Origin of the sequence: Streptomyces sp. NPDC001568 (assembly GCF_042893755.1) — a bacterium.
In the GTDB taxonomy this organism is placed as follows: domain Bacteria; phylum Actinomycetota; class Actinomycetes; order Streptomycetales; family Streptomycetaceae; genus Streptomyces.
This window is the reverse complement of the sequence record NZ_JBIAVF010000013.1, coordinates 81,322-104,658: the sequence shown is the minus strand read 5'-3', so window position 1 is coordinate 104,658 and position 23,337 is coordinate 81,322. Positions and strand designations below refer to the sequence as shown.

Below are 23,337 nucleotides of genomic sequence, written 5' to 3'. Positions count from 1 at the left end.
AGACAGCCATGGCTGAGGCTCAGAACATTCCGGCCGGTTCCACCACCGCCGGCGCGATCGCGGTGGCCGCCGAGTCCACCGTCGCCACCCGGATGAGCGCGCCCCCGTCCTTCGACGTGGCCGACTTCCCCGTTCCGCACGGCCGCGAGGAGGAGTGGCGGTTCACCCCGCTCGCCCGCCTCAAGGGTCTGCACGACGGCACCGCGGTCGCCAACGGCACCATGAAGGCACAGATCGACGCGCCCGAGGGCGTCAGGATCGAATCCGTCGAGCGCGGCGACGCCCGCATCGGCAAGGCCGGCACTCCCGTGGACCGGGTCGCCGCCCAGGCGTTCTCGTCCTTCGCCAAGGCCACGGTCGTCACCGTGCCCAAGGAGGCCGTGCTGACCGAGCCCGTGCGCGTTTCGCTGCACGGCGAGGGCGGCACCACCTTCGGCCACACCGTGTTCGACGTCCAGGCCTTCGCCGAGGCCGTCATCGTCATCGACCACACCGGTGACGGCGTGCGCGCCGCCAACGTCGACTTCCTCGTCGGCGACGGCGCGAAGCTGACCGTCGTGTCGGTGCAGGACTGGGACGACACCGCCGTCCACGTCTCCCAGCACAACGCGCTGATCGGCCGCGACGCCACGTTCAAGTCGATCGTGGTCACCTTCGGCGGCGACCTCGTACGCCTGCACCCCCGCGTGACCTACGCGGGCCCCGGCGGCGAGGCAGAGCTGTTCGGCCTGTACTTCACGGACGCCGGCCAGCACCAGGAGCACCGCCTCCTGGTCGACCACAGCGCCCCGCACTGCAAGTCGAACGTGGTCTACAAGGGCGCGCTCCAGGGCCAGGACGCCCACGCGGTCTGGATCGGTGACGTGCTCATCGAGAAGACCGCCGAGGGCACCGACACCTACGAGATGAACCGCAACCTCGTCCTCACGGACGGCGCGCGGGTCGACTCGGTGCCGAACCTGGAGATCGAGACCGGCGAGATCGTCGGCGCCGGCCACGCCTCCGCGACCGGCCGCTTCGACGACGAGCAGCTGTTCTACCTCCAGGCCCGCGGCATCCCGGCCGACGAGGCCCGCCGTCTGGTCGTGCGCGGCTTCTTCGCCGAGCTCGTCCAGCAGATCGGTGTCGACGACATCGAGGAGCGCCTGCTCACCAAGATCGAGACCGAGCTCCAGGGTTCCGTCTGATGAATTACGTCAAGGCCTGTGCGCTGAGCGAGCTGGAGGCGGACACCCCCAAGCGGGTGGAACTCGACGGCACGCCGGTGTCCATCGTCTCCACCGAGGGCGAGGTGTTCGCGATCAACGACATCTGCTCGCACGCGAACGTCTCGCTCTCGGAGGGCGAGGTCGAGGACTGCATGATCGAGTGCTGGTTGCACGGGTCGGCCTTCGACCTGCGCACCGGAAAGCCGTCCGGTCTGCCCGCGACGCGCCCCGTACCCGTTTACCCCGTAAAGATCGAAGGGGGCAACGTCCTTGTCGACGTACGCGCCTCCCTCACCCAGGAGTCCTGAGGTATCCATGGCAACGCTTGAAATCCACGACCTGCACGTCTCCGTCGAGGCCGAGAACGGCGCCCGCGAGATCCTCAAGGGTGTCGACCTCACGGTCAAGCAGGGTGAGACGCACGCCATCATGGGCCCCAACGGCTCCGGCAAGTCCACCCTGGCGTACTCGCTGGCCGGTCACCCGAAGTACACCATCACCGGTGGCACCGTGACCCTCGACGGCGAAGACGTCCTGGAGATGTCCGTCGACGAGCGCGCCCGCGCCGGCGTCTTCCTCGCCATGCAGTACCCGGTCGAGGTTCCCGGCGTCTCGGTCTCCAACTTCCTGCGCACCTCGGCCACCGCCATCCGCGGCGAGGCCCCCAAGCTGCGCACCTGGGTGAAGGAGGTCAAGTCCGCGATGGAGCAGCTCAACATGGACCCGGCCTTCGCCGAGCGCAACGTCAACGAGGGCTTCTCCGGCGGCGAGAAGAAGCGCCACGAGATCCTCCAGCTGGAGCTCCTCCGGCCGAAGATCGCGATCCTCGACGAGACCGACTCCGGCCTCGACGTCGACGCGCTGCGCATCGTCTCGGAGGGCGTCAACCGGGTCCGCGAGTCGGGCGAGGTCGGCACCCTTCTGATCACGCACTACACGCGGATCCTGCGCTACATCAAGCCCGACTTCGTCCACGTGTTCGCGAACGGTCGCATCGCCGAGTCCGGCGGCGCCGAGCTCGCGGACCAGCTGGAAGCCGAGGGCTACGACAAGTACGTGAAGGGTGGCGCGACCGCGTGACACAGCTGCCTGGCCTCCTCGACATCGAGGCGATCCGCAAGGACTTCCCCCTGCTGGATCGTGTGGTCCACGACGGGAAGAAGATCGTTTACCTGGACAACGCGGCGACTTCGCAGAAGCCGCGCCAGGTGCTCGACGCGCTGAACGAGTACTACGAGCAGCACAACGCCAACGTCCACCGCGGCGTGCACGTGCTCGCCGAGGAGGCCACGGCGCTGTACGAGGGCGCGCGCGACAAGGTCGCCGCCTTCATCAACGCACCGAGCCGCAACGAGGTGATCTTCACCAAGAACGCCTCGGAGTCGCTCAACCTCGTCGCGAACATGCTCGGCTGGGCCGACGAGCCCTACCGGGTCGACCACGACACCGAGATCGCCATCACGGAGATGGAGCACCACTCCAACATCGTCCCGTGGCAGCTGCTCTCGCAGCGCACCGGCGCGAAGCTGAAGTGGTTCGGCCTCACCGACGACGGCCGGCTCGACCTGTCCAACATCGAAGAGGTCATCACGGAGAAGACGAAGATCGTCTCCTTCACGCTGGTCTCCAACATCATGGGCACCGTCAACCCGGTCGACGCCATCGTCCGGCGCGCGCAGGAGGTCGGCGCGCTGGTGCTGATCGACGCCTCGCAGGCCGCTCCGCACATGCCGCTGGACGTGCAGGCGCTGGGCGCCGACTTCGTGGCCTTCACCGGCCACAAGATGTGCGGCCCGACCGGCATCGGCGTCCTGTGGGGCCGCCAGGAGCTGCTGGAGGACCTGCCCCCGTTCCTCGGTGGCGGCGAGATGATCGAGACCGTGTCGATGCACTCGTCGACGTACGCCCCGGCACCCCACAAGTTCGAGGCGGGTACCCCCCCGATCGCCCAGGCCGTCGGCCTCGGCGCGGCCGTGGACTACCTGACCGCGATCGGCATGGACAAGATCGCCGCGCACGAGCACGCGATCACCGAGTACGCGGTCAAGCGCCTCCTGGAGGTGCCCGACCTGCGGATCATCGGCCCCACCACGGCCGAGGACCGCGGCGCCGCGATCTCCTTCACGCTCGGGGACATCCACCCGCACGACGTCGGCCAGGTGCTCGACGAGCAGGGCATCGCCGTCCGCGTGGGACACCACTGCGCGCGTCCGGTCTGCCTGCGGTACGGAATTCCCGCGACGACGCGGGCGTCTTTCTACCTGTACTCCTCTCCCGCCGAGGTCGACGCGTTGATCGACGGGCTGGAGCACGTACGGAACTTCTTCGGATGACGACGAGTCGGACGACAAGAGGCTGACGAGGACGCTGTGAAGCTGGATTCGATGTACCAGGAACTGATCCTGGACCACTACAAGCACCCGCACGGGCGTGGCCTGCGCGACGGCGACGCCGAGGTGCACCACGTCAATCCGACGTGCGGGGACGAGATCACGCTGCGCGTGAAGTACGACGGGCAGACGCTCACCGACGTCTCCTACGAGGGGCAGGGCTGTTCCATCAGCCAGGCGAGCGCCTCCGTACTGAACGAGCTGCTCGTCGGCAAGGAGCTGGCGGACGCGCAGAAGATCCAGGCCGTGTTCCTGGAGCTGATGCAGTCCAAGGGCCAGATCGAGCCCGACGAGGCCATGGAGGAGGTGCTGGAGGACGCGGTCGCGTTCGTCGGCGTCTCCAAGTATCCGGCGCGCGTGAAGTGTGCTCTGCTGAGCTGGATGGCGTGGAAGGACGCGACCGCCCAGGCACTGGGCGACGCGGAGAGGAAGACGGCATGACCGAGAACGCGACGCCCGAGGCGTCGATCAAGCCGGCCAGCGAGGAAGAGGTCCGCGAGGCCCTCTACGACGTGGTCGACCCCGAGCTGGGCATCGACGTCGTCAACCTGGGCCTGATCTACGGCATCCACGTCGACGACGCGAACATCGCGACCCTCGACATGACGCTGACCTCGGCGGCCTGCCCGCTGACCGACGTCATCGAGGACCAGGCGAAGTCGGCGACGGAGGGCATCGTCAACGAGCTCCGCATCAACTGGGTCTGGATGCCCCCGTGGGGCCCGGACAAGATCACGGACGACGGCCGTGAGCAGCTGCGCGCGCTCGGCTTCAACGTCTGAGCGACGAACACCAGGAGGGCCCCCGGCACGGTCGTGCCGGGGGCCCTCCCTGTTCCCGAGGCGCCGTTCCCCCGACGTTCTGTTCTCCGGGCGGACGGGCACCGTGCACCGGGAGTTCGCCGCAGTCGCCGAACCTTCTCGACGGCCGTCACGCAGTGACGCAGCACACGAGAGGAACACCCGTGACCCTTCGCCTTGCACCGGGACGCCGCCGGGGCACCGCCGGAGCCGCCGGCGCCGCGGCCCTGCTCCTCGCCGGGCTCACCGCACCCGCGTCCGCGCACGCCGCGAGCGGGCCCGCGCGGGATTGGGCCGCCCCGACGATCGCGCTGTCCGCGACGCACCTGAGCGGCGCGGTGGGCGCCTTCGGCGACCCGTCCGTCACGGTGGACGTGGAGCAGCAGGGCATCCCGGCCGGCTTCCTGCGGCTGAGGGTCGTCTCCTCCAGCAACCCGGCCGTCGCGCGCGTCGGCGACGTACGCCAGGTGCGCGAGCGCAACGGTGAGCGCAGGCTCACGGTGAGCGCCCGGGGCCAGGGCTACACCGACCTGACCCTCGAGGTCACCGGGCGCGGCGGCAGGACCGCCACCGCGACGCTCTCCTACGCCGCTTCGGCGCGGACCGCGGACGCGGCCGGGACCCGCTACCTCACCGGCTCCTCGGACGCCTCGGCGGCCGTGGACGTCGGCGGCGGGCACGTCCTGGTCGCCGACGACGAGTCCAACGTACTGCGGCTGTACGACCGTTCCCGCTCGGGCGGGCCCGTGAAGACCTGGGACCTCGGCCCGGCGCTGGGCTGGAAGAAGGAAGCCGACATCGAGGGCGCCGCCCGGGTCGGCGACACCGTCTACTGGACGGGCTCGCTCGGCAACAACAAGGACGGCAAGTACAAGGCCGAACGGAACACCGTCTTCACCACCCGGATCACCGGCTCCGGCGCGGCGACCGAGATCACCTTCCAGGCCGCCTACAAGGGCCTGCGCGAGGACCTGGTCGCCTGGGACGCGGCGAACGGCAACCGCTACGGCTTCGCCGCCGGGACGGCCGCCGGCGAGGTGCCCAAGCAGATCGACGGGTTCAACGTCGAGGGGCTGGAGTTCGCCCCGGGCTCCAGGACCACCGCCTACCTGGGCTTCCGGGCGCCGCTGGCCCCGGCGGTGCCGGGCGGCAAGGCGCTGGTCGTGCCCGTCACCAACATCGACAAGGTCGTGGCGCAGGGTGCCAAGGCCGTGTTCGGCCCGCCGATCGAGATGGACCTCGGCGGGCTCGCGGTGCGCGACATCCGCAAGAACGCCGCCGACCAGTACCTGATCCTGGCCGGCTCCTGGGCGGCCGACGACAACTCCGATCCGTACGCCCTCTACCAGTGGGACGGGATCGCCGGCCACGCCCCGAAGAAGCGCGCCGACCTGCCGACCGGCGACCCGGGCGGCTGGGAGGCCGTGGTGAACGTCCCCGACCTGCGTTGGCGCGGGGCCCGGGTCCAGCTGATCACCGACAGCGGCGCCGCCGACCTGTACGGCGACGGGACCGAGGCCAAGGACCTGGGCCACCCGGAGTGGAAGAAGTCCCGGTCCGCCTGGTTCACCCTGCGCTGATCCGGGCCGTCCCGGCTCGTGCCCGGGCCCGTCGTGCCCGGCCTTTCGTGCCCGGCCCGACGTGCCCGGGCACGAGCATTCATGTGTACGTGCGTACGCATCGATGTGTACCCTTGTACGCATGCCCTACGCACTGCTTGCCGCGGCGATCGCCGCCGAGGTTGCCGGCACCACCGCCATGAAGTACAGCGAGGGGTTCACCCGGCTGTGGCCCTCCCTGGGCACGGTGCTGGGTTACCTCATCGCGTTCACGCTGCTCGCCCAGACGCTGAAGTCCATGTCGGTGGGTACCGCGTACGCGATCTGGGCCGGCGTCGGCACCGCGGCCATCGCCGCGATCGGCATGGTGTTCATGGGGGAGGCGGCCACCGCGGCGAAGATCGCCGGGATCGGGCTGATCATCGCCGGCGTGGTCCTGTTGAACCTGGGCGGGGCGGCGCACTGATGGCCGGGACGCGCCGCTACGACCCGGCCCGCCGACAGCGGATCATCGACGCCGCGATCCGGGTCGTGGCGGACCGGGGCATCGCCGGGCTGAGCCACCGCAGCGCGGCGGCCGAGGCGGACGTGCCGCTCGGCTCGACGACCTATCACTTCAAGACCCTGGACGACCTGTTGGTCGCCGCCCTGCGCCAGGCGAACGCCGGGTTCGCCCTGACGCCCGACGTGCGGGACGGGGACCTGGCGGACGCGCTCGCCCGGCTGCTGGGCGAGCTGCTGGCGGCCGACCGGGCGCGGGTGGAGCTGGAGTACGAGCTCTACCTGGCCGCCCTGCGCCGGCCCGTGCTGCGGCCGATTGCGGCGCAGTGGTGCGAGGCGTTCGCGGCCGGCCTGGCGGAACACACCGATCCGGTGACCGCGCGGGCGCTGGTGGCGGTGTTCGACGGGATCTGCCTCCAGGTCCTGCTGACGGACCTCCCGTACGACGAGGCGTACGCCCGCGAGGTCCTGTCCCGGGTACTGGGCAGGGGCTGAGGCCCGGCCCGGTGGGTTCGGGCCGCCGGCTCGGTGGGCTCAGGCCGCTCCGCGGACCGTCGCCAGGGCCGCCGCCACGCTCGCCTCGATGTCCCGGACCGGGTAGAACACCTCGCGGACCGTCCGGTCCCGATCCACCACCAGCGTCAGCCGCTTGAGCCGGGTCATCCCCGCCGCGCGGAACGTCGGCAGGCGCAGGGCCGTCACCAGGTCGAGTCCCGCGTCCGACAGGAGCGGGAAGCGCAACCGCTCCTTCTCCGCGAACTCCTTCTGCTCGTCGGGGCGTTGGGTCGAGACCCCGTGCACGGTCGCGCCGGCCCCGGTGAACTCCGCGAGCTGGTCGCGGTACGTGCACGACTCCAGGGTGCAGCCCGTCGCGCCCGGGATCCCCGCCCAGCCGGGCGGGTAGGACTCCGCCCGGGCGTACGCGCCCGGAAAGCAGTACAGGACGGTGAAGGGCGTGTCCGCGACCGGGTCGCGGAGCTCGCCGAACCGGTCCGGCAGCAGCAACTCGGGCAGCCGGGTGCCGCGCAACGCGTGGACCCGTACCGCCTCCTTCGAGGATTCCCCCGCCGTGGCCGTCATCTCTCCCTCTCCCAGGACCCAGGTGTCACCCCAGTCCTGGAGGGCCACCAGGACGGGCAGCAGCCCCCGCCCGCGCGGGGTCAGCCGGTACTCGTGCCGTACCGGGCGCTCCTGGTACGGCTCGCGCGTCAGCACCCCGGCCTCGACCAGCATCTTCAGCCGCTCGGTGAGCACCTTGCGGGACATGCCGAGTTCGCGTTGGAGCTCGTCGAAGCGGTGCAGGCCGCGGGCGGTGTCGCGCACGATCAGCAGCGTCCACCAGTCGCCCACGACGTCGAGGGCCTGCGCGATGGAACAGTCCGCCTCGCCGAGGTGCGTGCGCTGGGCCATGGGTACTCCTTCGTCCGTTGACCCCAGGCTGTCATGCTGACATAGTCCGTTCCTAAAGGGAACTTACTCATGCGTGAATGCGTGGATGCGGGGGACGCGGTGTGCTGCAGGGGTTCAAGGACGTACCGAGGGTCGTGTGGCTGCTGGCTGCGGGGGTGTTCGTCAACGCCGTCGTCAGTTTCACGTTCGTCTTCGTCTTCCTCTACCTGACCGGCCCGCGCGGCCTCGGCGCCGCCGAGGCGGGTGTCGTCACCGGCGTCGGGGGCATCGGCCTGGTCGCCGGCAACTTCACCGGCGGCTGGTACGGGGACCGCTTCGGCCACCGCCGCGTCCTGCTCGCCGCCTCCACCCTCGGCGGCCTGACCCTGATGGCCTTCCCGCTGCTCCCCACCCCGCTGCTGTACGCGGCCCTGCCGCTGGCGCAGTACGCGTCCGGCGTGGTCCGCGCGGCCAACGCGGCCTTGGTGGCCGTCACCGTCCCCGACGGGAACCGCCGACAGGCGTTCGCCGTCGTACGCTGCGCGGCCAACGGTGGTTTCACCCTCGGCCCGCCCCTGGGCGCCCTGGTCGCGAGCGGCCTCTCGTACGAGTGGCTCTTCGTCGGCGACGGCCTCGGCACCCTCTTCTTCGCCCTGTGGACAGCCCGGGCCGTACCCGCCCGGGGCGCCGTCCGCGAGGGCGCCGCGGCCCCGGACGGGGGTCTGGGCCGCGGCGTCCTCGCGGAGCTACGGGCCCGTCCCGCCGTGCCGGCGCTGCTCGCGGCGATCCTGGTGGTGGACGTGGTCTACCGGCAGCAGTACTTCACCTTCCCCGTCTTCCTCGCCGACCACGGCCTCGACGTCCGCGCGTTCGGCCTGGCCATCGCCCTGAACGGGGCCGTCGTCCTGCTGCTGGAGCTGCCCGCCGCCGTCGCCCTGCGCGACCGGCCGCCGCTCGCGGTCATCGGGACCGGCCTCGTACTCGTCGGAGCCGGGTACGCGGCGCTGATCGGGGGCGCCGGGCCGGCGAGCGCCATCACGATGATGGTGCTGCTGAGCCTCGGCGAGATCCTTTACAAGACCACCGCCACCGCCTACGTCGCCGACCAGGCCCCCGACCACGCCGTCGGCCGGTTCCAGAGCCTGTACGCGGGGGTCTCGGTCAGCGGGGTCGTCCTCGGGCCCCTCGCGGGCGGAGCGCTCTACGCGGCCGCCCCCGGGCTGCTGTGGCCGCTGTGCGCGGCGCTGGCGGCCACGGCGGGCGCGGCCGTCATCGCCCTCTCGTGGCGACAGGCCCGACGCGCCGCGAGACCGTCACATGAGACCGGTTCGCGACCGCGGGCCGTCGCCGGTTAGGTTTCGGGCATGACTGCTACGCGTACCACCGGCGCCGTCGCCGCCGGACTTGCCACCCTCACCGCCGACGGCACCGTCCTCGACACCTGGTTCCCCGCCCCCGAGCTGGCCGCCGAGCCCGGCCCGGCCGGAACCGAGCGCCTCACCGCCGAGCAGGCCGTGGAGCTCCTCGGCGCCGCCGCGGCCAAGGCCATCCGCTCGGACGCGGTCCGCGGTGTCGAGGTCGTAGCCGTCCGCACGGTGATCGCCTCCCTGGACGACAAGCCGCTCGACGCCCACGACGCGTACCTGCGCCTGCACCTGCTGAGCCACCGCCTGGTCAAGCCGCACGGCCAGAACCTGGACGGCGTCTTCGGCCTGTTGACCAACGTCGCCTGGACCTCGCTGGGCCCGGTCGCCGTCGACCAGGTCGAGACCGTCCGCCTGAACGCGCGCGCCGAGGGCCTGCACCTCCAGGTCACCTCGATCGACAAGTTCCCCCGCATGACCGACTACGTCGCCCCCAAGGGCGTGCGCATCGCCGACGCGGACCGGGTCCGCCTGGGCGCGCACCTCGCCGAGGGCACCACCGTCATGCACGAGGGCTTCGTCAACTTCAACGCCGGCACCCTCGGCACCTCCATGGTCGAGGGCCGCATCTCCGCGGGCGTCGTCGTCGGCGACGGCTCCGACATCGGCGGCGGCGCGTCCACGATGGGCACCCTCTCGGGCGGCGGCAAGCAGATCATCTCGATCGGTGAGCGCACCCTGATCGGCGCCGAGGCGGGCATCGGCATCGCGCTGGGCAACGAGTGCGTCGTCGAGGCGGGCCTGTACGTGACCGCGGGCACCCGCGTCACCCTGCCGGACGGCCAGATCGTCAAGGCCCTGGAGCTCTCCGGCGCCGACAACATCCTCTTCCGCCGCAACTCGGTGACCGGCGCCGTCGAGGCCCGCCCCTACAAGGCGGCCTGGGGCGGCCTCAACGAGGTCCTGCACAGCCACAACTGACCCGCGCGGGCCGGTACGAGCGGCGCCCTCCCCATCTGTCGGGCGGGGGCGCCGTTTCGCATGTCCGGGGTGCTCGCGGGCGTTGCGTGCGTGCGGGCCGGGGTAGGGCTCAGCCGAGCGGGATCGTGCGGACCAGGCCGGCGAAGGCCTGCTGCTCGGCCTCGGTCAGCTCCACCGACTCCATCGGGTGCCCCTTGGGGCCGCGCTGGGCCGGGATGGCCGACAGGCCCTCGTACGCGGCCGGCTCGGGGTGGTGGAAACGGCTGTCCCACAGCATGTGGCCGAGGCCGACGATCCAGACGAGCGCGGCCACGAACAGGATCGCGAGGCCGATTTCCTGGGCGGGCGAGATGGAGGGGAACACGCGGTCCTCCGCGGGGTGCGAGCGGGACGAGCCGGTACGAACACGGGTCAAAGATCGGGCGTGCGCATACTCAACCACCACAACCGGCCCATTCGGGAAAGATGTGGTGAGGGTCACGCCAGGGCCGAAAGTCCCCAGTTGTCCGGCAATGCCCGCGCGATCGGCCCGACCCGACGGCGTCCCGCCCACCGGCCGTCGGCCCCGCATCCGGCCGGAAACGGGGCAGGGGGCCCGGGCGGGACGGCGCCCGGGCCCCCTGCGGTCCGCGGGTGTTACGGGCGGAAGCGCAGCACCTGCGGGTCGTGGTCGCTGTTCTGCGCCGCGAACTCCGCGTTGATGTGCACGCTGTCGTACGTGAAGGACTTGATCGCCGGGCTGGTCAGGATCTGGTCCAGCACCTGCGCGTTGCCCTGGTAGACGTAGGAGTACCGTTCCGCCTTCGGCAGCGACTTGATCGCCGGGTACAGCGCGCCGCCGTCCGCGAGGGCCTCGGTCGTGGCCGAGAACTCGAAGTCGTTGATGTCACCGAGGACGAGCACGTTGGCGTTCTTCTGGACCGCCAGGACGTCCTTGACGAAACCGTTCACCGCCTGGGCCTGGAGCAGTCGCTTGGCCTCCGAGGAGCGCACCGGCGGCTGGTGGTGCGAGGTCAGGCCCTCGTCGCCGCCCTTCGAACCGAAGTGGTTGGCGATCACGATGACCGGCTTGCCCTTGAAGGAGAACTCGCCCGCGAGCGGCTTGCGGCTGTCGGCCCAGGCCGGGTTCGCCGGGTCGACGCGACCGGGGGAGTGGGTCAGCGCCGCCTTGCCGTCGACCGAGGTCACCCCGGTCGCCGTCACCGCGTCGCCCGGGGCGCGCTCGGTGAAGGAGACCCGCGCCGGGTTGAAGAGGAACACCTGACGGATGTTGCCGCCGGGCTCGCCGCCGTCCTTGTTGTTCTCCGGGTTGACGGTCCGCCACTGGTAGGCCGGGCCGCCGGCCGCCGCGATCGCCGTGGTGAACTTCGTCAGCGTCTGCTCGGCCGCGACGACGCCGTCGTTCTTGGCGCCGTTGTCGTCCTGGATCTCCTCCAGGGCCAGGATGTCCGGGGAGGCGAGGTTCTCCACGACCGCCTTGGCCAGCGCGTCGAACTTCTCCTGCGGGTCGCTCGGGTCGAGGTTCTCCACGTTGTACGTGGCCACCGCGAGCTCGTTCGCCGCCTGCGCCTTGGTCTTCTCGGGGGCGAGGGTGCCCGCCTTGACGGTGCCCAGGGTGCGGGCCACCAGCGTGTAGCCGCCGAACTGGTTGAAGTCCAGGGGGCCCTCGGTGGTGCCGGTCAGCTTGTCGCCGACGTTGGCGACCGGGAAGGGCTGCTGCGCGACGGGCGCGAGCTGCTGGATCTGGAGGCGGCCGGTGTTCTGGGACTCGTACGAGCCGTAGATGGTCCCGCCGCGCTTGGCGGTGTTCTCCCAGCCCTTCACCGTGACCCACAGCTCGGAGTACGGGTCGGTGGCGCCGACGACGCGCGAGGTGCCGATCTTGACGTTCATTCCCTCCAGCGACTCGTAGAAGTCGAGCGCGTAGCGCGAGGGGTCCAGGGTCAGGGCGTTGATGCTGCCGCCGGCGGTGGTGTCGCCTGCCGGGGCGTACGCGGCGGGAACCGTGTACTCGTTGATGGCGGTGGCCTGGGGCAGCGCGTTGCCCGAGGAGACCACGGTGACCGTCGGCTTCGCGATCTGGGTGACCGACTGGTTGCCGGAGTTGACGCCACCGGGGACGTATTCGCCGACCGTGCCCGAGACCTTCACGGCGTCGCCGACCGCGACGGTCGGTACCGAACTGGTGAAGACGAAGACGCCCTCGCTGGTCGCGGCGTCGTCGTCGGCGTCGGCGGACTGGATCCAGAAGCCGCGCGAACCGTAGGTGCGCACGCCCGTGACGATGCCCTCGACGTCGGCGACGGCCTTGCCGTTGAACGGGGATATGCGGGTCGTGCCCTGGACGTCGTGAATGCGTATCGGATCGGCGGACACGGCGCCCTCGGCCGCGTCGGCGGTACCGACGAGCAGGCCGGTGGCCAGCGCGGAGGCGACGAGGGCCGCGACGGCGGCGGAACGGGGATGCGAGGAGCGCATGCAGGAACTCCGGTGTGTGGAGGAGGTGGAGGGTGAACCCTGAGGGTCCCGATACATCTACGCGCGTCAATTTCCTGGTTGACCAATGACGTTGTCAAGGCCTCCAGGGGATACGGCAGCCGACTGTGGGATGAACCAAAGGCGATGGCCCCCCGGAGCTGCCCGGATTGCGTCTACGCTGGGTCGCCGTAAGAGGCCTGACGGCCCGGCATCGACCCCGGCATCGACCCCGGGACCGGGTCCCCGCGGGGGCTCGCCCGCGAGGACGTCCCGTCGGGCCGCCGCCCCCGTCGAGCCACCCGCCCCACCGTCCGGTCGAGTCACCAGCCCACCGCCCCACCGCCCCACCGTCCCGTCGTGTCCGAGGAGAACCACCCCATGTCCGCAGAGCCGCACCCCACGCTGCCGCCGGTACGGCTGCACTCCGATGCGGAGCTGGCCCGCGACGCCCTCGTCGCCCCGCTGTTCGCCCGTGCCGTCCGGCTGGCCCGCTGGGCCGGGCCCGACACCCGCGTCGACGTCGGCGGTGAACTCGTCGCCGACCAACTTCCCGAGGCCGCGGCCGTACTCGGCCTCGACGCCGCCGACGAGGACGGCCCGGTCCACGCGAGCCAGGCCTGGCGGGTGGCCGTGGACACCGGGCTGGTCGACGTGACCGAGCCCGAGGAGGACAACGGCGACGGCGCCGGAGCCGAGGGCGGGGAGCCGGAGTACGGCACCGCGGCACCGGGTGAGGACCTCGCGCTGCTGGCCGGCGGGGCACCCGGCGACGTGCTCGACCTGTGGCTGGCGGCCCTGGACACCGTCCTCGCGGACGCGGCCGTGCCCGACCTCGACGACCTCGTCGACGCCATGGACGCGGGCGGCGAGATCGACTTCGACCGGCTGGACTGGAACCCCCAGCGCGAGGCCGACTTCCTCGACGGTGTCCTCGCCAACCTCTACCTGCTCAGCGTCGCCGAGGGAGGCGCGGGCGAGGCGCCGGTGCCGCTGCCCGTGCTCGCCGCGTCGATGATCGTGCCCGACGACATGGGCGAGCCCAGCGACGCCGTGCTGGAGCAGGTGTCGGACGCGATGATGCGCCTCGACGACCAGTTCCGGCAGCTGGAACCGATCGGGCTGGTCGAGTTCCGGCCGGTCGACGAGGCCCTCATGATGGAGGCCGAGGAGTTCCCCGGGACCGACGGCGCCGAGGCCCCGGCGGCGGGCGCGGACTCCGCCGGCTGGGACGACGATGACGAGGACGTGTCCCGGTACGGCATGGTCCGACTGACCCCGCTCGGCCTGTACGGCGTGCGCGCCCGCATGCTGGAGGCCGGGGTGGAGGCCCCCGCGATCGGAGACCTCGCCGACAAGGGCGCGGACACCCTCCTCGACACGGTCTCCTTCTACCCGGAGAGCGCCGCCCAGGCCGAGATCGAACAGTGGCTGGCCGGGCGCGAGCTGCCCGCCGCGGTCGCCGAACTGCTGGCCGCGGCCCGCGGGGTGGACGAGGGCGGCCCGCTGCGCCGACTGCGCTGCCAGCAGGCGCTCGCGCCCGCCGGAGTCGAGGCCGAGGAGGCGGTCCGGGCCGTGCTCGACGACCCGGAGCTCGGCGGGCTCGCCCGGGTCTGGCTGGCCGAGCGCGGGGTGACCGGCGTACCGGCTCCGGACGGGGCCATGGTGTTCTGGCTGACGGTCGACACGATCGCGGCGCAGCTCGCGGCGGACGGCGAGACCGAGGAACTCCCGCTGTTGATGCAGTCGTTGACCGAGCACCACACGGGCTTCTTCGACCAGGTCTGGCGGGTGGAGCACCCCGCGACGGCGTACGTCCTGGAGGCGATGGGTCGGCTGCACCCGGACAAGAAGGCTTCGAAGGAGGCCCGCAAGGCCGCGTTCAAGGCCCGCTCCCGGCGGCCCTGACACCCGGCGGCCCTGACACCCGGCGGCCCTGACACCCGGCAGCCCTGACACCCGGCGGCCCTGACACCGGGCGGCCCTGACACCCGGCGGGCGCGACCGGGCGGCCGCCGGGTGGCGGGCGCGACCGGGGGACTGCGATCCGGGGATGCACAACAGGCCTTTTCCCGGGTCGGAGTTCGCCATTCCGGGGCCTCTCAAGGGGACGTCCCGCATTTCTGGGTAGTTCAGCGGCCGTTCACGTACGGGCGGGAGCGTGTGCGCCGACGACCGTACGTCAGGCGCCACCTCCCCACCCCTGGAGACCCGATGCCCCTCAGCCGTAGAGACTTCACCACCCGTACCGCCCTCGCCGGCGCGGGCGTCGCCCTGACGGGAACGGTCGGCGCGCTCGCCACCGCCCCCGGAGCGCTGGCGGCCGGTGACGGTTCGCGGCAGGACGAGCGGGGCCGGCCGCACGGCCCCGGCTACGGCCCGCTCCTCCCGGACCCGGCCGGACTGCTCGCGCTGCCCGCCGGGTTCACCTACCGGGTGATCACCCACAGCGGCGTCACCACCCTCGAATCCGGCGAGAGCACCCCCTCCAACCACGACGGCACGGCCGCCTTCGCGGGCCACAGGGGGGTCACCCTGCTCGTCAACAACCACGAACTGAAGGGCCCGCGCACCGGCTGGAAGCATCCCGTCCCCCTCACCGAGGGCCTCGTCTACGACCCGGCCGCCGCGGGCGGCTGCACGGTCGTCGAGGTCCGGCGCGGTGGCGAGGTCGCCGAATGGGTCGGCATCGCCGGCACCTCCACCAACTGCGCGGGCGGCTCCACCCCCTGGGACACCTGGCTGACCTGCGAGGAGAACTCGGACCTGGCCGGCCGGAACGGCATGACGAAGGACCACGGCTACGTCTTCGAGGTCGACCCCCACGACCGCCGGGCCAACCGCGAACCGCGTCCGGTCAAGGCCTTCGGCCGGTACGACCACGAGGCCGTGGTCATCGACCCGCGCCACGGTCACGCCTACCTCACGGAGGACGCCTCCGGCCCCAACGGGCTGCTCTACCGCTGGACCCCGCCGCACGGTTTCCGGCACGGGCGCGGCAGGCTGCGTACGCTCGCCGCAGACGCCGGTGTCCTCGCCGCCGCCAAGTGCTTCGACAGTTCGGGCCGTTTCGTGGACGACCTCTCCCGCGCGACGCGGATCGGCACGGTGTACGGGGTCGACTGGGTGCCGGTGGCCGACCGCGACGCCCGGACGGTGCCCGTCCGCAAGCAGTTCACCGACGGCGCCGTGACCCGGGGGCGCAAGCTGGAGGGCATGTGGTGGGCCGACGGCGGCGCCTACTTCGTCTCGTCCTACGCGCGTGAGGAGAGCCCGGGCGCGGCGCACGACGGCCAGGTGTGGTTCTACGACCCCAAGCGGCGGACGGTCCGACTGACCGTCCTCCTCGGGGTGAACGCCGACCCGTCGGTCGAGGGCGGATACGACGGCCCGGACAACATCACCGTCTCGCCGTACGGAGGGCTGGTCATCGCCGAGGACGGCAGTGGGCTCCAGCACCTCTTCGGCGCCACCGAATCGGGCCGCACCTACCCGCTGGCGCGCAACGAGTTGAACATCGGATCGGCCGAGGAGCCCGAGTACTCGGAGTTCACCGGGGTGTGCTTCTCCCCGGACGGCCGCACCCTGTACGCCAACATCCAGGACCCGGGCATCATGCTGGCCGTCACCGGACCGTGGCGGCGCGGGCGCTGAGCCCGCGCGACGGGTGAGGGGTGGGCGGACGGGCCGTCTAGGGCGCGGTTCCCTCGGCGCGGGCGGCCGTGGCCCACTCCTCCAGCAGGAACTCGTACGCGTCCGCGGGCCACTCGCCGTCCACCCCGGTCTCGACGAGGTGCCGGATCGCCTCGTTCGCCTCGGCGGCGGACGGGCGCGCGGGACCCGTGGGCCGGAGTGTCTTCTGCATGCGTCCAAGGCTACGGGCGGGCACCGGCGCGGACTTCCGTATTACGGGTGGGGTCGATCACCCGGTACGGCCGTTCGTAGCGCCATGTGCCCGCCCACCTGCTCAGAGTGCCTGGGAAGCGGGCTTCACCATGCCGCGCACTGTGCGGGACTTCACAAAGTCTCCGAGGGCCGTCATCTCCCATTCGCCGGAGAACTGCTTGATCAACTTCGCCATCATGACGCCGGTCTGCGGTTCGGCGCCGGTGAGGTCGAAGCGCACCAGCTCCTCGCCGCTCGCCGCGTCGATCAACCGGCAGTATGCCTTGGCGACCTCGGTGAACTTCTGCCCGGAGAAGGAGTTGACCGTGAAGACGAGGCCGGTGGCGTCGGCGGGGAGCCGGCCGAGGTCCACGACGATCACCTCGTCGTCCCCGGCGCCCTCACCGGTCAGGTTGTCGCCGGAGTGCTTGATGGCGCCGTTCAGGATGGACAGCTTGCCGAAGTAGCAGCTGTCGAGGTGGTTGCGCTGCGGGCCGTACGCGATGACGGACGCGTCGAGGTCGATGTCCCGGCCGCGGAACGCGGGCTCCCAGCCCAGTCCCATTTTGACCTGCGACAACAGCGGACGGCCGCCCTTGACGAGGGACACCGTCTGGTTCTTCTGGAGGGTGACCCGGCCCTTGTCGAGGTTGATCTTCCCGGCGCCGGGCGCGGCGGCGACCGGCGGGGCGGACGGGGCCGCCTGGGGGACGGGAGGGGCCGCCGGCGTCGTGGGTCCGCCGAGCCAGGGGGAGGGGGCGTGCTGGGTCGGGGGGGTCGGGGGAGCCGGCGGCGCGACGGGCGCGGGAGCGGCCACCGGGGCCGGCTCGTCCTCCACCGAGACCCCGAAGTCGGTCGCGATCCCGGCGAGGCCGTTGGCGTATCCCTGGCCGACCGCGCGGACCTTCCACGCGCCGCCCCGCTGGTACACCTCGATGACCACGAGCGCCGTCTCGGAGCCGAGCTGCGGCGGGGTGAAGGTGGCGATCACCGCACCGCCGACCGCGTCCCGCACGGTGGCGGTGGGCTCGACGCCCTGGAAGGTCTGCCCGGCGGCGTCGGGGCTGGCCGTGACCACGATGCGCTCGATGCCCGGCGGCACCGCGGCGGTGTCCACCGTGATGGAGTCGGGCGCCGACCCGCCGCCGGACCGGTAGGTGACACCGGGGCCGGACGGCTGGTTGTAGAAGATGAAATCGGCGTCGGAACGCACCTTGCCGTCCGCCGTGAGGAGGAGTCCCGACACGTCGAGCCGCACCGGGGCAGCCACGTCGACCGTCACTCGGGCGGTATGGAGCGGCAGGTTGGAACCAGGGGTCATAGCGGTCATGCCGGGTGAACGACCGGAGGGGCTTTGCCGTTCCCTTACCCTCGGGGCCAATTTCAGTGCCGGTTGCGCGGGTGGTTCTTCGCCATGCGCTCGTTGCCGAACTTGTAGGCGCCGGTCCAGCGGGCCATCACGAGCTGCGCGTCGCCGGACTCCACCTCGGCCAGGAACTTGGCGGCCCGCCCGCCGCGCAGGGTGCCCGCGTCGCGGCCCCGGTGCGTGATGACGACGGTGCCGTCGCGGTGCGTCTCGTACGTGAATCCCTGTGGCTTCGGCATGCGGGCAGCCTGCCGGGGCGCGGCCGGGGCGGCAACGCAATTACCGGCGCCGGGGCAGGCGGGGCGCCCGTGGTCCCGGCCGGGGCGGCGGGCCGAGGCCGGGACGGCGGCGCGCGGCTGTCCCGGCTCGGGCGCCGTCACGTGGCTGTCCCGGCTCGGGCGCCGTCACGTGGCGCGCGGCTGTCCCGGCCCGGGCGCCGGTTCAGGCGCCGGTCACGCGGCGGGGTACGCCGAGGGGGTTGGCCTCGCGCAGTTCCGGGGGGAGCAGGGCGTCCGGTACCGCCTGGTAGGCCACCGGGCGCAGCCAGCGCTCGATCGCGGTGCCGCCGACCGAGGTGGAGTGGGAGGTGGCAGCCGGGTAGGGCCCGCCGTGGTGCTGGGCCGGGGCCACGGCCACCCCGGTGGGCCAGCCGTTCACCACGATCCGGCCCGCGAGCCGCGTGACCCGCTCGATCAGCTCGGCGGCCGGACCCGGCGCGCCCTCGCCCTCGGCGCGGGACAGCTGGAGGGTGGCGCTCAGGTTCCCGCCGAGGCGCCCCAGCACGTCGGTCGCCTCGTGCTGCCCGGCGTACCGCACGACGACGGTGACCGGGCCGAAGCACTCCTCCAGCAGCAGCTCGTGCTCCGCGCCCTCCAGCAGCGCGCGGGCGTCCACGTCCAGGAAGCCCGCGACGACGGCGTGGTCGCCGTCGGGGCCCGCGGCGACCGGGGCGGTGACCCCGGGCAGGGCGGCCCGGCCGCCGACCCCGGCCAGGAAGTTCTCCCGCATCCGGTGGTCGAGCAGCACGCCCGGCGCGCTCTGCGCGAGGGCCTTGGCGAGCGCGCCGGTGAGCCGGTCGCCGTCCGGGCCCTCGGGCACCAGGACCAGCCCGGGTTTGACGCAGAACTGGCCCACGCCCAGGGTGACGGCCCCGGCGAGACCGGCGCCGATCTCCTCGGCCCGCTCGGCGGCGGCCGCCGGGGTGACGACGACGGGGTTGAGGGAGCCCAGCTCGCCGTGGAAGGGGATCGGTACGGGGCGCGCCGCCGCCGCGTCGAACAGGGCCCGGCCGCCCCGGACGGAGCCCGTGAACCCGGCGGCGCAGACCAGCGGGTGGCGGACCAGCTCCGGACCGGCGTCGAAACCGTGGACCAGGGCGATCACGTCGGCGGGCAGCCCGGCCGCCACCGCCGCCCGGCGCAGCAGCGAGGCGCACAGCTCGGAGGTGGCGGGGTGGTCGGGGTGGGCCTTGACGACGACGGGGCAACCCGCGGCCAGGGCGCTCGCGGTGTCCCCGCCGGGCACGGAGAAGGCCAGCGGGAAGTTGGAGGCGGCGAAGACGGCGACCACGCCCAGCGGCACCTTGTAGCGGCGCAGTTCGGGGCGGGGCGGGGTGAGGGCCGGATCGGCCCGGTCGATCCGTACGTCGAGGTACGCCCCCTCGTCGACGGCGTCGGCGAACGCCCGCAGCTGGCCGGTGGTGCGGGCCAGCTCGCCGGTGAGCCGGGCGCCGCCCAGCGCGGTCTCGGCGTCTGCGGCCCCGACGACGAGGTCGGCGGCGTCGTCCAGCAGGTCGGCGGCTCCGCGCAGGAAGGCGGCGCGGGCGGTGGCGTCGGCCAGGGCGCCGCGGCCGGCGTGCGCCGCGCGCACGGCGTCGTCCACCTCGCGGGGTGTGGCTTCCACCGCAACCCGTTCGAGCCGCTTCCCGGTGCGGGGGTCCACACTCCAGACTGGTGTCGCTGCCATCGCCCGCTACCTCCTGGATCGTTCAGTATTCTGAACGCCGTTCCGGTGGATGAATGATCACTTCTGCTGCGGAGCCTATTTCCGCGTCCACCGCGTGACAAGAGGCGATCAGAGCCGACCAGAGGGGAACGAGGCGTATGACGACAGCCGAGACGGAGGGCCCTGCCCCGGCGGAGGGTGCGCAGGGCGCTGAAGGCGCTGAAGGCGCTGAGGGTGCGGAGGGCGCGGAGGGGCCGGGCGGGCCCGGCGCCGCCCAGGCGGCGCCGGTGAAGTCGGCCGTCCGCACCGTCCTGCTGCTGGAACACTTCGCGGCGCGACCGGGCCTGCACAGCCTCGCCGACATCCAGAACGACCTCGGCCTGCCGAAGTCGAGCCTCTACATGCTGCTGCGCACCCTGGTGAGCCTGGGGTGGGTGGAGACGGACGCCACCGGTACCCGGTACGGCATCGGCGTGCGCGCCCTGCTGGTCGGCAGCTCGTACATCGACGGGGACGAGGTCGTCGCCGCGTCCAGGCCCACCCTGGACCGGCTCTCCGACGACACCACCGAGACCATCCACCTGGCCCGGATGGACGGGACGAGCGTGGTCTACCTCGCCACCCGCCAGTCGCAGCACTACCTGCGGCCCTTCACCCGCGTCGGACGGCGACTGCCCGTCCACTCGACGGCGCTCGGCAAGGCGCTGCTGGCCACGCACACCGACGAGGAGGTGCGCAGGCTGCTGCCGCGGCGACTGGAGGCGGTCACGCAACACACCATCACCGACCGGGAGCGGCTGGTGGAGGAACTGGCGCTGGTGCGGGAGCAGGGGTACGCCGTGGACCGCGAGGAGAACACGCTCGGGCTGCGCTGCTTCGGGGTGGCGGTGCCGTACCGCACTCCGGCGCGGGACGCGGTGAGTTGCTCGGTGCCGGTGGCTCGACTGACGGCCGGTCACGAGCAGGTGATCAAGGCCGCGCTCTTCGAGGCCCGGGACCGGCTGTCCGTGGTGACGCGGCGCATGTGAGGGGGCGACGACCGTGGCGCGGACGTCGTGACGGGGTGGTGGGCGGCACGCGAGCGGTGACGCGTCGGGGGTGAGGCGTCGGTGCCGTGGGCCCGTCTCCCCCACGTGGGGGAGACGGTTCACCTTCGTGGGGGAGGTGGCGGGGGGACCGTCGCGGGACCGTTGGCGCATGAGCAGACGAGCTGTCTGGACTTCGCCCCGGCCGAACCGCCCACCGGCATGATCGTGTTGACCATGCCGGCCGGGCGCTCACCGGCTTGCTCGTGGCCGCCGTCCGCCTCCGACACCTCGGCTCGGACCACGCGGCCCGAAGGGGAGGGAACGATGACCGGAGCCGGCACGGGCGGGCACCGCGCCACGACGACAGCCGGGGGCGGCACGGATCGACAGCACGCCACGACGGCCGGGGGGCCGGACGTACGGGAGTGGGCCGGGCGGGGTACGGGGGCGGGCGGCCCGTGGCTTCGGGGAACGCCGGGGGCGCGGGTTCGGCTGCGGTGGGTGCACCTGATCCTCGGCGGCGCCATGCTGATGCCCTATTTCTTCCTCGCCGAGGTGGGCCTCAGCACGGCCTTCGGCGGGGGCCGGGTGCTGGGTTCCTTGCCGAGGGCCCTCCTCTCGTACGGCGTCGCGCTCCCGGTGGCCGCCGCCACGGCGTTGTTCGGGCCGGTCCGCCCGCTGTCGGCGGCCGCCGTGCGGGCCATGTGCGGGGTGCCGGGGGAGCGGCTCGCCGACGGGCCGGCCCGGTCCTGGGCCGCGCGGTGGCGGACCTCGGCCTGGTGGACCCTGCACCTGGGGATCGGCGCGCTGGTCAGCGGGCTCAGCCTCGCGATACCGCCGATGGCGACGCTGCTGATGCTGCTGCCGTTCTCGCAGGGACTGCGGGAATGGGCCGAAGGGGGCTGGTTCCGCATCGGGGACTCGGCGTACACCGCCCCCTTGTTCGGGGCGGGAGCGCTGATCGGGCTCATCCTGTGCGCCGGCTGGTCGGGGGCGCTGCTGGCCCGGTGCGCCCCCCTGCTGCTCGGGCCGACCGCGGCCGACCGGCTGGCCGCCGCCGAGGAACGGGCCGCCGACCTGGCGGTGCGCAACCGGCTGGCCCGGGAACTGCACGACGCCGTCGGGCACGCGCTGAGCGCCGTCACCCTCCAGGCGAGCGCGGCCCGCCGGGTCCTCGACCGCGACCCGGAGTTCGTCCGGGAGGCGCTCGCCGCGATCGAGGACACCGCCCGGCGCACGGTCGGCGAGCTGGACGCGGTCCTCGGCCTGCTGCGGGACGGCGATCCGGCCCGGGCCGAGATCGTCCCCGCTCCGACCCTGGCCTCCGATCTCGCCGGGCTGCTGGCCCGTACCCGGGCCGGCGGCGCCACCGTCACCGCCCACCAGGACCCCGGACCGGCCGGCGACTGGGCTCACCTGCCCGCCATCACCTCCCGCGAGGCGTACCGCATCGTTCAGGAGGGCCTCAGCAACGCCCTGCGCCACGGAGCGGGCCCCGTCGTCCTGTTGATCGTCGTCCGCGTCCGCGAAGCGCACCGAGCACTGGAGATCACCATGACCAATCCACCGGCCGACCCCTGCGCCCCGCTCGGGGAGGTGGATTCGGAGCCGCGTACGGGCGGCGGCCGCGGACTGCGCGGCTCCGGCGAGCGGGCCGCGCTCCTCGGCGGACTCGTCGAGGCCGGCCCGCACGAGGGCGGCTGGCGGCTGCGGGCGGTCCTGCCGCTCGGCGGGGCCGCGCGATGAGCCGGCCGCCGCTGCGCATCGTCCTCGCCGACGACGAGCGCATGGTCCGCACCGCCCTGCGGGTCATCCTGGAGGCCGAACCGGACCTGGAGGTCGTCGGCGAGGCGGCCTCCGGCGCCGAGGCCGTCGCGCTCGTCCGCTCGCTCGCCCCCGACGTGGTGCTGATGGACGTCCGGATGCCCGAGATCGACGGGATCAGGGCCACCGAACAGATCCTGCGGACCATGGCGCTGCCGCCCAGGATCGTGGTGGTCACCACCTTCGAGAACGATGCCCACGTGTACGACGCGCTGCGCGCGGGCGCCGCCGGGTTCCTCCTCAAACGGGCCGACCCGGACGAACTGATCGGCGCGGTCCGCCTCGTCGCCCGGGGGGACTCGCTGCTCTTCCCGGCGGCCGTCCGCACCCTGGCCGCCGCGCACGCGGCGACCGTTTCGCCGGCCGAACCGAGCTGGGCGGCCCGGCTGACCGGGCGGGAGGCCGACGTGCTGCGCCTGATGGCCACCGGCCTGTCCAACCAGGAGCTGAGCGAGCGGCTCGGCGTGGGACCCCAGACCGTCAAGACGCACGTGGCCTCCGTCCTCGCCAAAACCGGCTCCCGGGACCGGACCCAGGCGGTCATCGCGGCGTACGAGGGGGGATTCCTCATGAAGAAAGGCTGAGAACCCCGCCACAATCGGGGCAGAGTGGAACGCCCGGGG

Annotated in this window: 23 protein-coding genes; 16 read left to right on the top strand and 7 right to left on the bottom strand. The window is 72.6% G+C overall.

The annotated features are described in order from the left end of the window. Positions 1 to 8: 8 nt before the first annotated feature. The 9 genes from sufD to ACFY0I_RS24195 all read left to right on the top strand — a co-directional run bounded on the left by sufD (position 9) and on the right by ACFY0I_RS24195 (position 6,953). Complete coding sequence (sufD, locus tag ACFY0I_RS24235; RefSeq protein ID WP_388899447.1) at positions 9 to 1,187, top strand: Fe-S cluster assembly protein SufD; 1,179 nt, start codon at positions 9 to 11, stop codon at positions 1,185 to 1,187. Continuing rightward, positions 1,187 to 1,516 carry a bifunctional 3-phenylpropionate/cinnamic acid dioxygenase ferredoxin subunit gene (locus tag ACFY0I_RS24230; protein WP_388899444.1) on the top strand — a complete coding sequence of 110 codons (330 nt, stop codon included), beginning with the start codon at positions 1,187 to 1,189 and terminating at the stop codon, positions 1,514 to 1,516. Before sufD ends, ACFY0I_RS24230 begins: the two co-directional genes overlap by 1 nt. Before the next feature lie 7 nt (positions 1,517 to 1,523). Then, the gene (gene sufC / locus ACFY0I_RS24225) at positions 1,524 to 2,288 is read left to right on the top strand and encodes a Fe-S cluster assembly ATPase SufC (protein WP_388899441.1); all 765 of its coding nucleotides are present in this window, start codon (positions 1,524 to 1,526) and stop codon (positions 2,286 to 2,288) included. Beyond that, positions 2,285 to 3,541: a cysteine desulfurase gene (locus tag ACFY0I_RS24220; RefSeq protein ID WP_281206618.1), complete on the top strand. Its 1,257-nt coding sequence runs from the start codon at positions 2,285 to 2,287 to the stop codon at positions 3,539 to 3,541. The genes sufC and ACFY0I_RS24220 overlap by 4 nt, the downstream gene beginning before the upstream one ends. A gap of 36 nt (positions 3,542 to 3,577) precedes the next feature. Beyond that, the gene (gene sufU, locus ACFY0I_RS24215) at positions 3,578 to 4,039 is read left to right on the top strand and encodes a Fe-S cluster assembly sulfur transfer protein SufU (protein ID WP_362878157.1); all 462 of its coding nucleotides are present in this window, start codon (positions 3,578 to 3,580) and stop codon (positions 4,037 to 4,039) included. Next, positions 4,036 to 4,380 carry a metal-sulfur cluster assembly factor gene (locus tag ACFY0I_RS24210; protein ID WP_053681645.1) on the top strand — a complete coding sequence of 115 codons (345 nt, stop codon included), beginning with the start codon at positions 4,036 to 4,038 and terminating at the stop codon, positions 4,378 to 4,380. Before sufU ends, ACFY0I_RS24210 begins: the two co-directional genes overlap by 4 nt. Before the next feature lie 182 nt (positions 4,381 to 4,562). After that, positions 4,563 to 5,978 carry a DUF3616 domain-containing protein gene (locus tag ACFY0I_RS24205; protein WP_388899436.1) on the top strand — a complete coding sequence of 472 codons (1,416 nt, stop codon included), beginning with the start codon at positions 4,563 to 4,565 and terminating at the stop codon, positions 5,976 to 5,978. A 121-nt stretch (positions 5,979 to 6,099) separates the two neighbouring features. Beyond that, complete coding sequence (locus ACFY0I_RS24200; protein WP_388899433.1) at positions 6,100 to 6,423, top strand: DMT family transporter; 324 nt, start codon at positions 6,100 to 6,102, stop codon at positions 6,421 to 6,423. Then, the gene (locus ACFY0I_RS24195) at positions 6,423 to 6,953 is read left to right on the top strand and encodes a TetR/AcrR family transcriptional regulator (protein ID WP_388899430.1); all 531 of its coding nucleotides are present in this window, start codon (positions 6,423 to 6,425) and stop codon (positions 6,951 to 6,953) included. Before ACFY0I_RS24200 ends, ACFY0I_RS24195 begins: the two co-directional genes overlap by 1 nt. Positions 6,954 to 6,992: 39 nt before the next feature. Here ACFY0I_RS24195 and ACFY0I_RS24190 read toward each other — a convergent pair whose 3' ends face one another. Next, the gene (locus ACFY0I_RS24190) at positions 6,993 to 7,868 is read right to left on the bottom strand and encodes a winged helix-turn-helix transcriptional regulator (protein WP_388899427.1); all 876 of its coding nucleotides are present in this window, start codon (positions 7,866 to 7,868) and stop codon (positions 6,993 to 6,995) included. Positions 7,869 to 7,945: 77 nt separating this feature from the next. Here ACFY0I_RS24190 and ACFY0I_RS24185 point away from each other — a divergent pair, with 77 nt between their 5' ends. After that, entirely contained in the window at positions 7,946 to 9,202 is a 1,257-nt protein-coding gene (locus ACFY0I_RS24185; RefSeq protein WP_388899423.1) for an MFS transporter, read from the top strand. A 9-nt stretch (positions 9,203 to 9,211) separates the two neighbouring features. Continuing rightward, positions 9,212 to 10,192, top strand: a complete 981-nt coding sequence (gene dapD, locus ACFY0I_RS24180) for a 2,3,4,5-tetrahydropyridine-2,6-dicarboxylate N-succinyltransferase (protein WP_388899420.1) — start codon at positions 9,212 to 9,214, stop codon at positions 10,190 to 10,192. Positions 10,193 to 10,301: 109 nt separating this feature from the next. On the opposite strand, the gene ACFY0I_RS24175 is transcribed toward dapD, so the two are convergent. Then, the gene (locus tag ACFY0I_RS24175; protein ID WP_388899417.1) at positions 10,302 to 10,556 is read right to left on the bottom strand and encodes a hypothetical protein; all 255 of its coding nucleotides are present in this window, start codon (positions 10,554 to 10,556) and stop codon (positions 10,302 to 10,304) included. Between the two features lie 272 nt (positions 10,557 to 10,828). Then, positions 10,829 to 12,670 carry an endonuclease/exonuclease/phosphatase family protein gene (locus tag ACFY0I_RS24170; RefSeq protein WP_388899414.1) on the bottom strand — a complete coding sequence of 614 codons (1,842 nt, stop codon included), beginning with the start codon at positions 12,668 to 12,670 and terminating at the stop codon, positions 10,829 to 10,831. Between the two features lie 378 nt (positions 12,671 to 13,048). Between ACFY0I_RS24170 and ACFY0I_RS24165 the strand changes: the two genes are divergently transcribed. Together ACFY0I_RS24165 and ACFY0I_RS24160 are read left to right on the top strand one after the other, a co-directional pair. Next, entirely contained in the window at positions 13,049 to 14,575 is a 1,527-nt protein-coding gene (locus tag ACFY0I_RS24165; protein ID WP_388899412.1) for a hypothetical protein, read from the top strand. Positions 14,576 to 14,881: 306 nt separating this feature from the next. Continuing rightward, positions 14,882 to 16,321, top strand: coding sequence for an alkaline phosphatase PhoX (locus ACFY0I_RS24160; RefSeq protein WP_388899409.1), 1,440 nt, complete (start codon positions 14,882 to 14,884; stop codon positions 16,319 to 16,321). Positions 16,322 to 16,358: 37 nt separating this feature from the next. On the opposite strand, the gene ACFY0I_RS24155 is transcribed toward ACFY0I_RS24160, so the two are convergent. From ACFY0I_RS24155 to ACFY0I_RS24140, 4 genes are all read right to left on the bottom strand, one after another. Then, a complete protein-coding gene (locus ACFY0I_RS24155) occupies positions 16,359 to 16,532 on the bottom strand; it encodes a hypothetical protein (protein ID WP_388899407.1) in 174 nt (57 codons plus the stop codon). 102 nt (positions 16,533 to 16,634) lie between these two features. After that, entirely contained in the window at positions 16,635 to 17,873 is a 1,239-nt protein-coding gene (locus ACFY0I_RS24150; RefSeq protein ID WP_388899404.1) for a TerD family protein, read from the bottom strand. Between the two features lie 62 nt (positions 17,874 to 17,935). Continuing rightward, positions 17,936 to 18,157 carry a hypothetical protein gene (locus ACFY0I_RS24145; RefSeq protein WP_388899402.1) on the bottom strand — a complete coding sequence of 74 codons (222 nt, stop codon included), beginning with the start codon at positions 18,155 to 18,157 and terminating at the stop codon, positions 17,936 to 17,938. Positions 18,158 to 18,359: 202 nt separating this feature from the next. Then, positions 18,360 to 19,883: an aldehyde dehydrogenase (NADP(+)) gene (locus ACFY0I_RS24140; RefSeq protein WP_388899399.1), complete on the bottom strand. Its 1,524-nt coding sequence runs from the start codon at positions 19,881 to 19,883 to the stop codon at positions 18,360 to 18,362. A 137-nt stretch (positions 19,884 to 20,020) separates the two neighbouring features. Between ACFY0I_RS24140 and ACFY0I_RS24135 the strand changes: the two genes are divergently transcribed. The 3 genes from ACFY0I_RS24135 (at position 20,021) to ACFY0I_RS24125 (ending at position 23,298) form a co-directional block, all read left to right on the top strand. Then, positions 20,021 to 20,890, top strand: a complete 870-nt coding sequence (locus ACFY0I_RS24135) for an IclR family transcriptional regulator (RefSeq protein WP_388899396.1) — start codon at positions 20,021 to 20,023, stop codon at positions 20,888 to 20,890. Positions 20,891 to 21,214: 324 nt separating this feature from the next. Further along, entirely contained in the window at positions 21,215 to 22,636 is a 1,422-nt protein-coding gene (locus ACFY0I_RS24130) for a sensor histidine kinase (protein WP_388899393.1), read from the top strand. Beyond that, the gene (locus ACFY0I_RS24125) at positions 22,633 to 23,298 is read left to right on the top strand and encodes a response regulator (RefSeq protein WP_388899390.1); all 666 of its coding nucleotides are present in this window, start codon (positions 22,633 to 22,635) and stop codon (positions 23,296 to 23,298) included. The genes ACFY0I_RS24130 and ACFY0I_RS24125 overlap by 4 nt, the downstream gene beginning before the upstream one ends. Positions 23,299 to 23,337 lie beyond the last annotated feature (39 nt).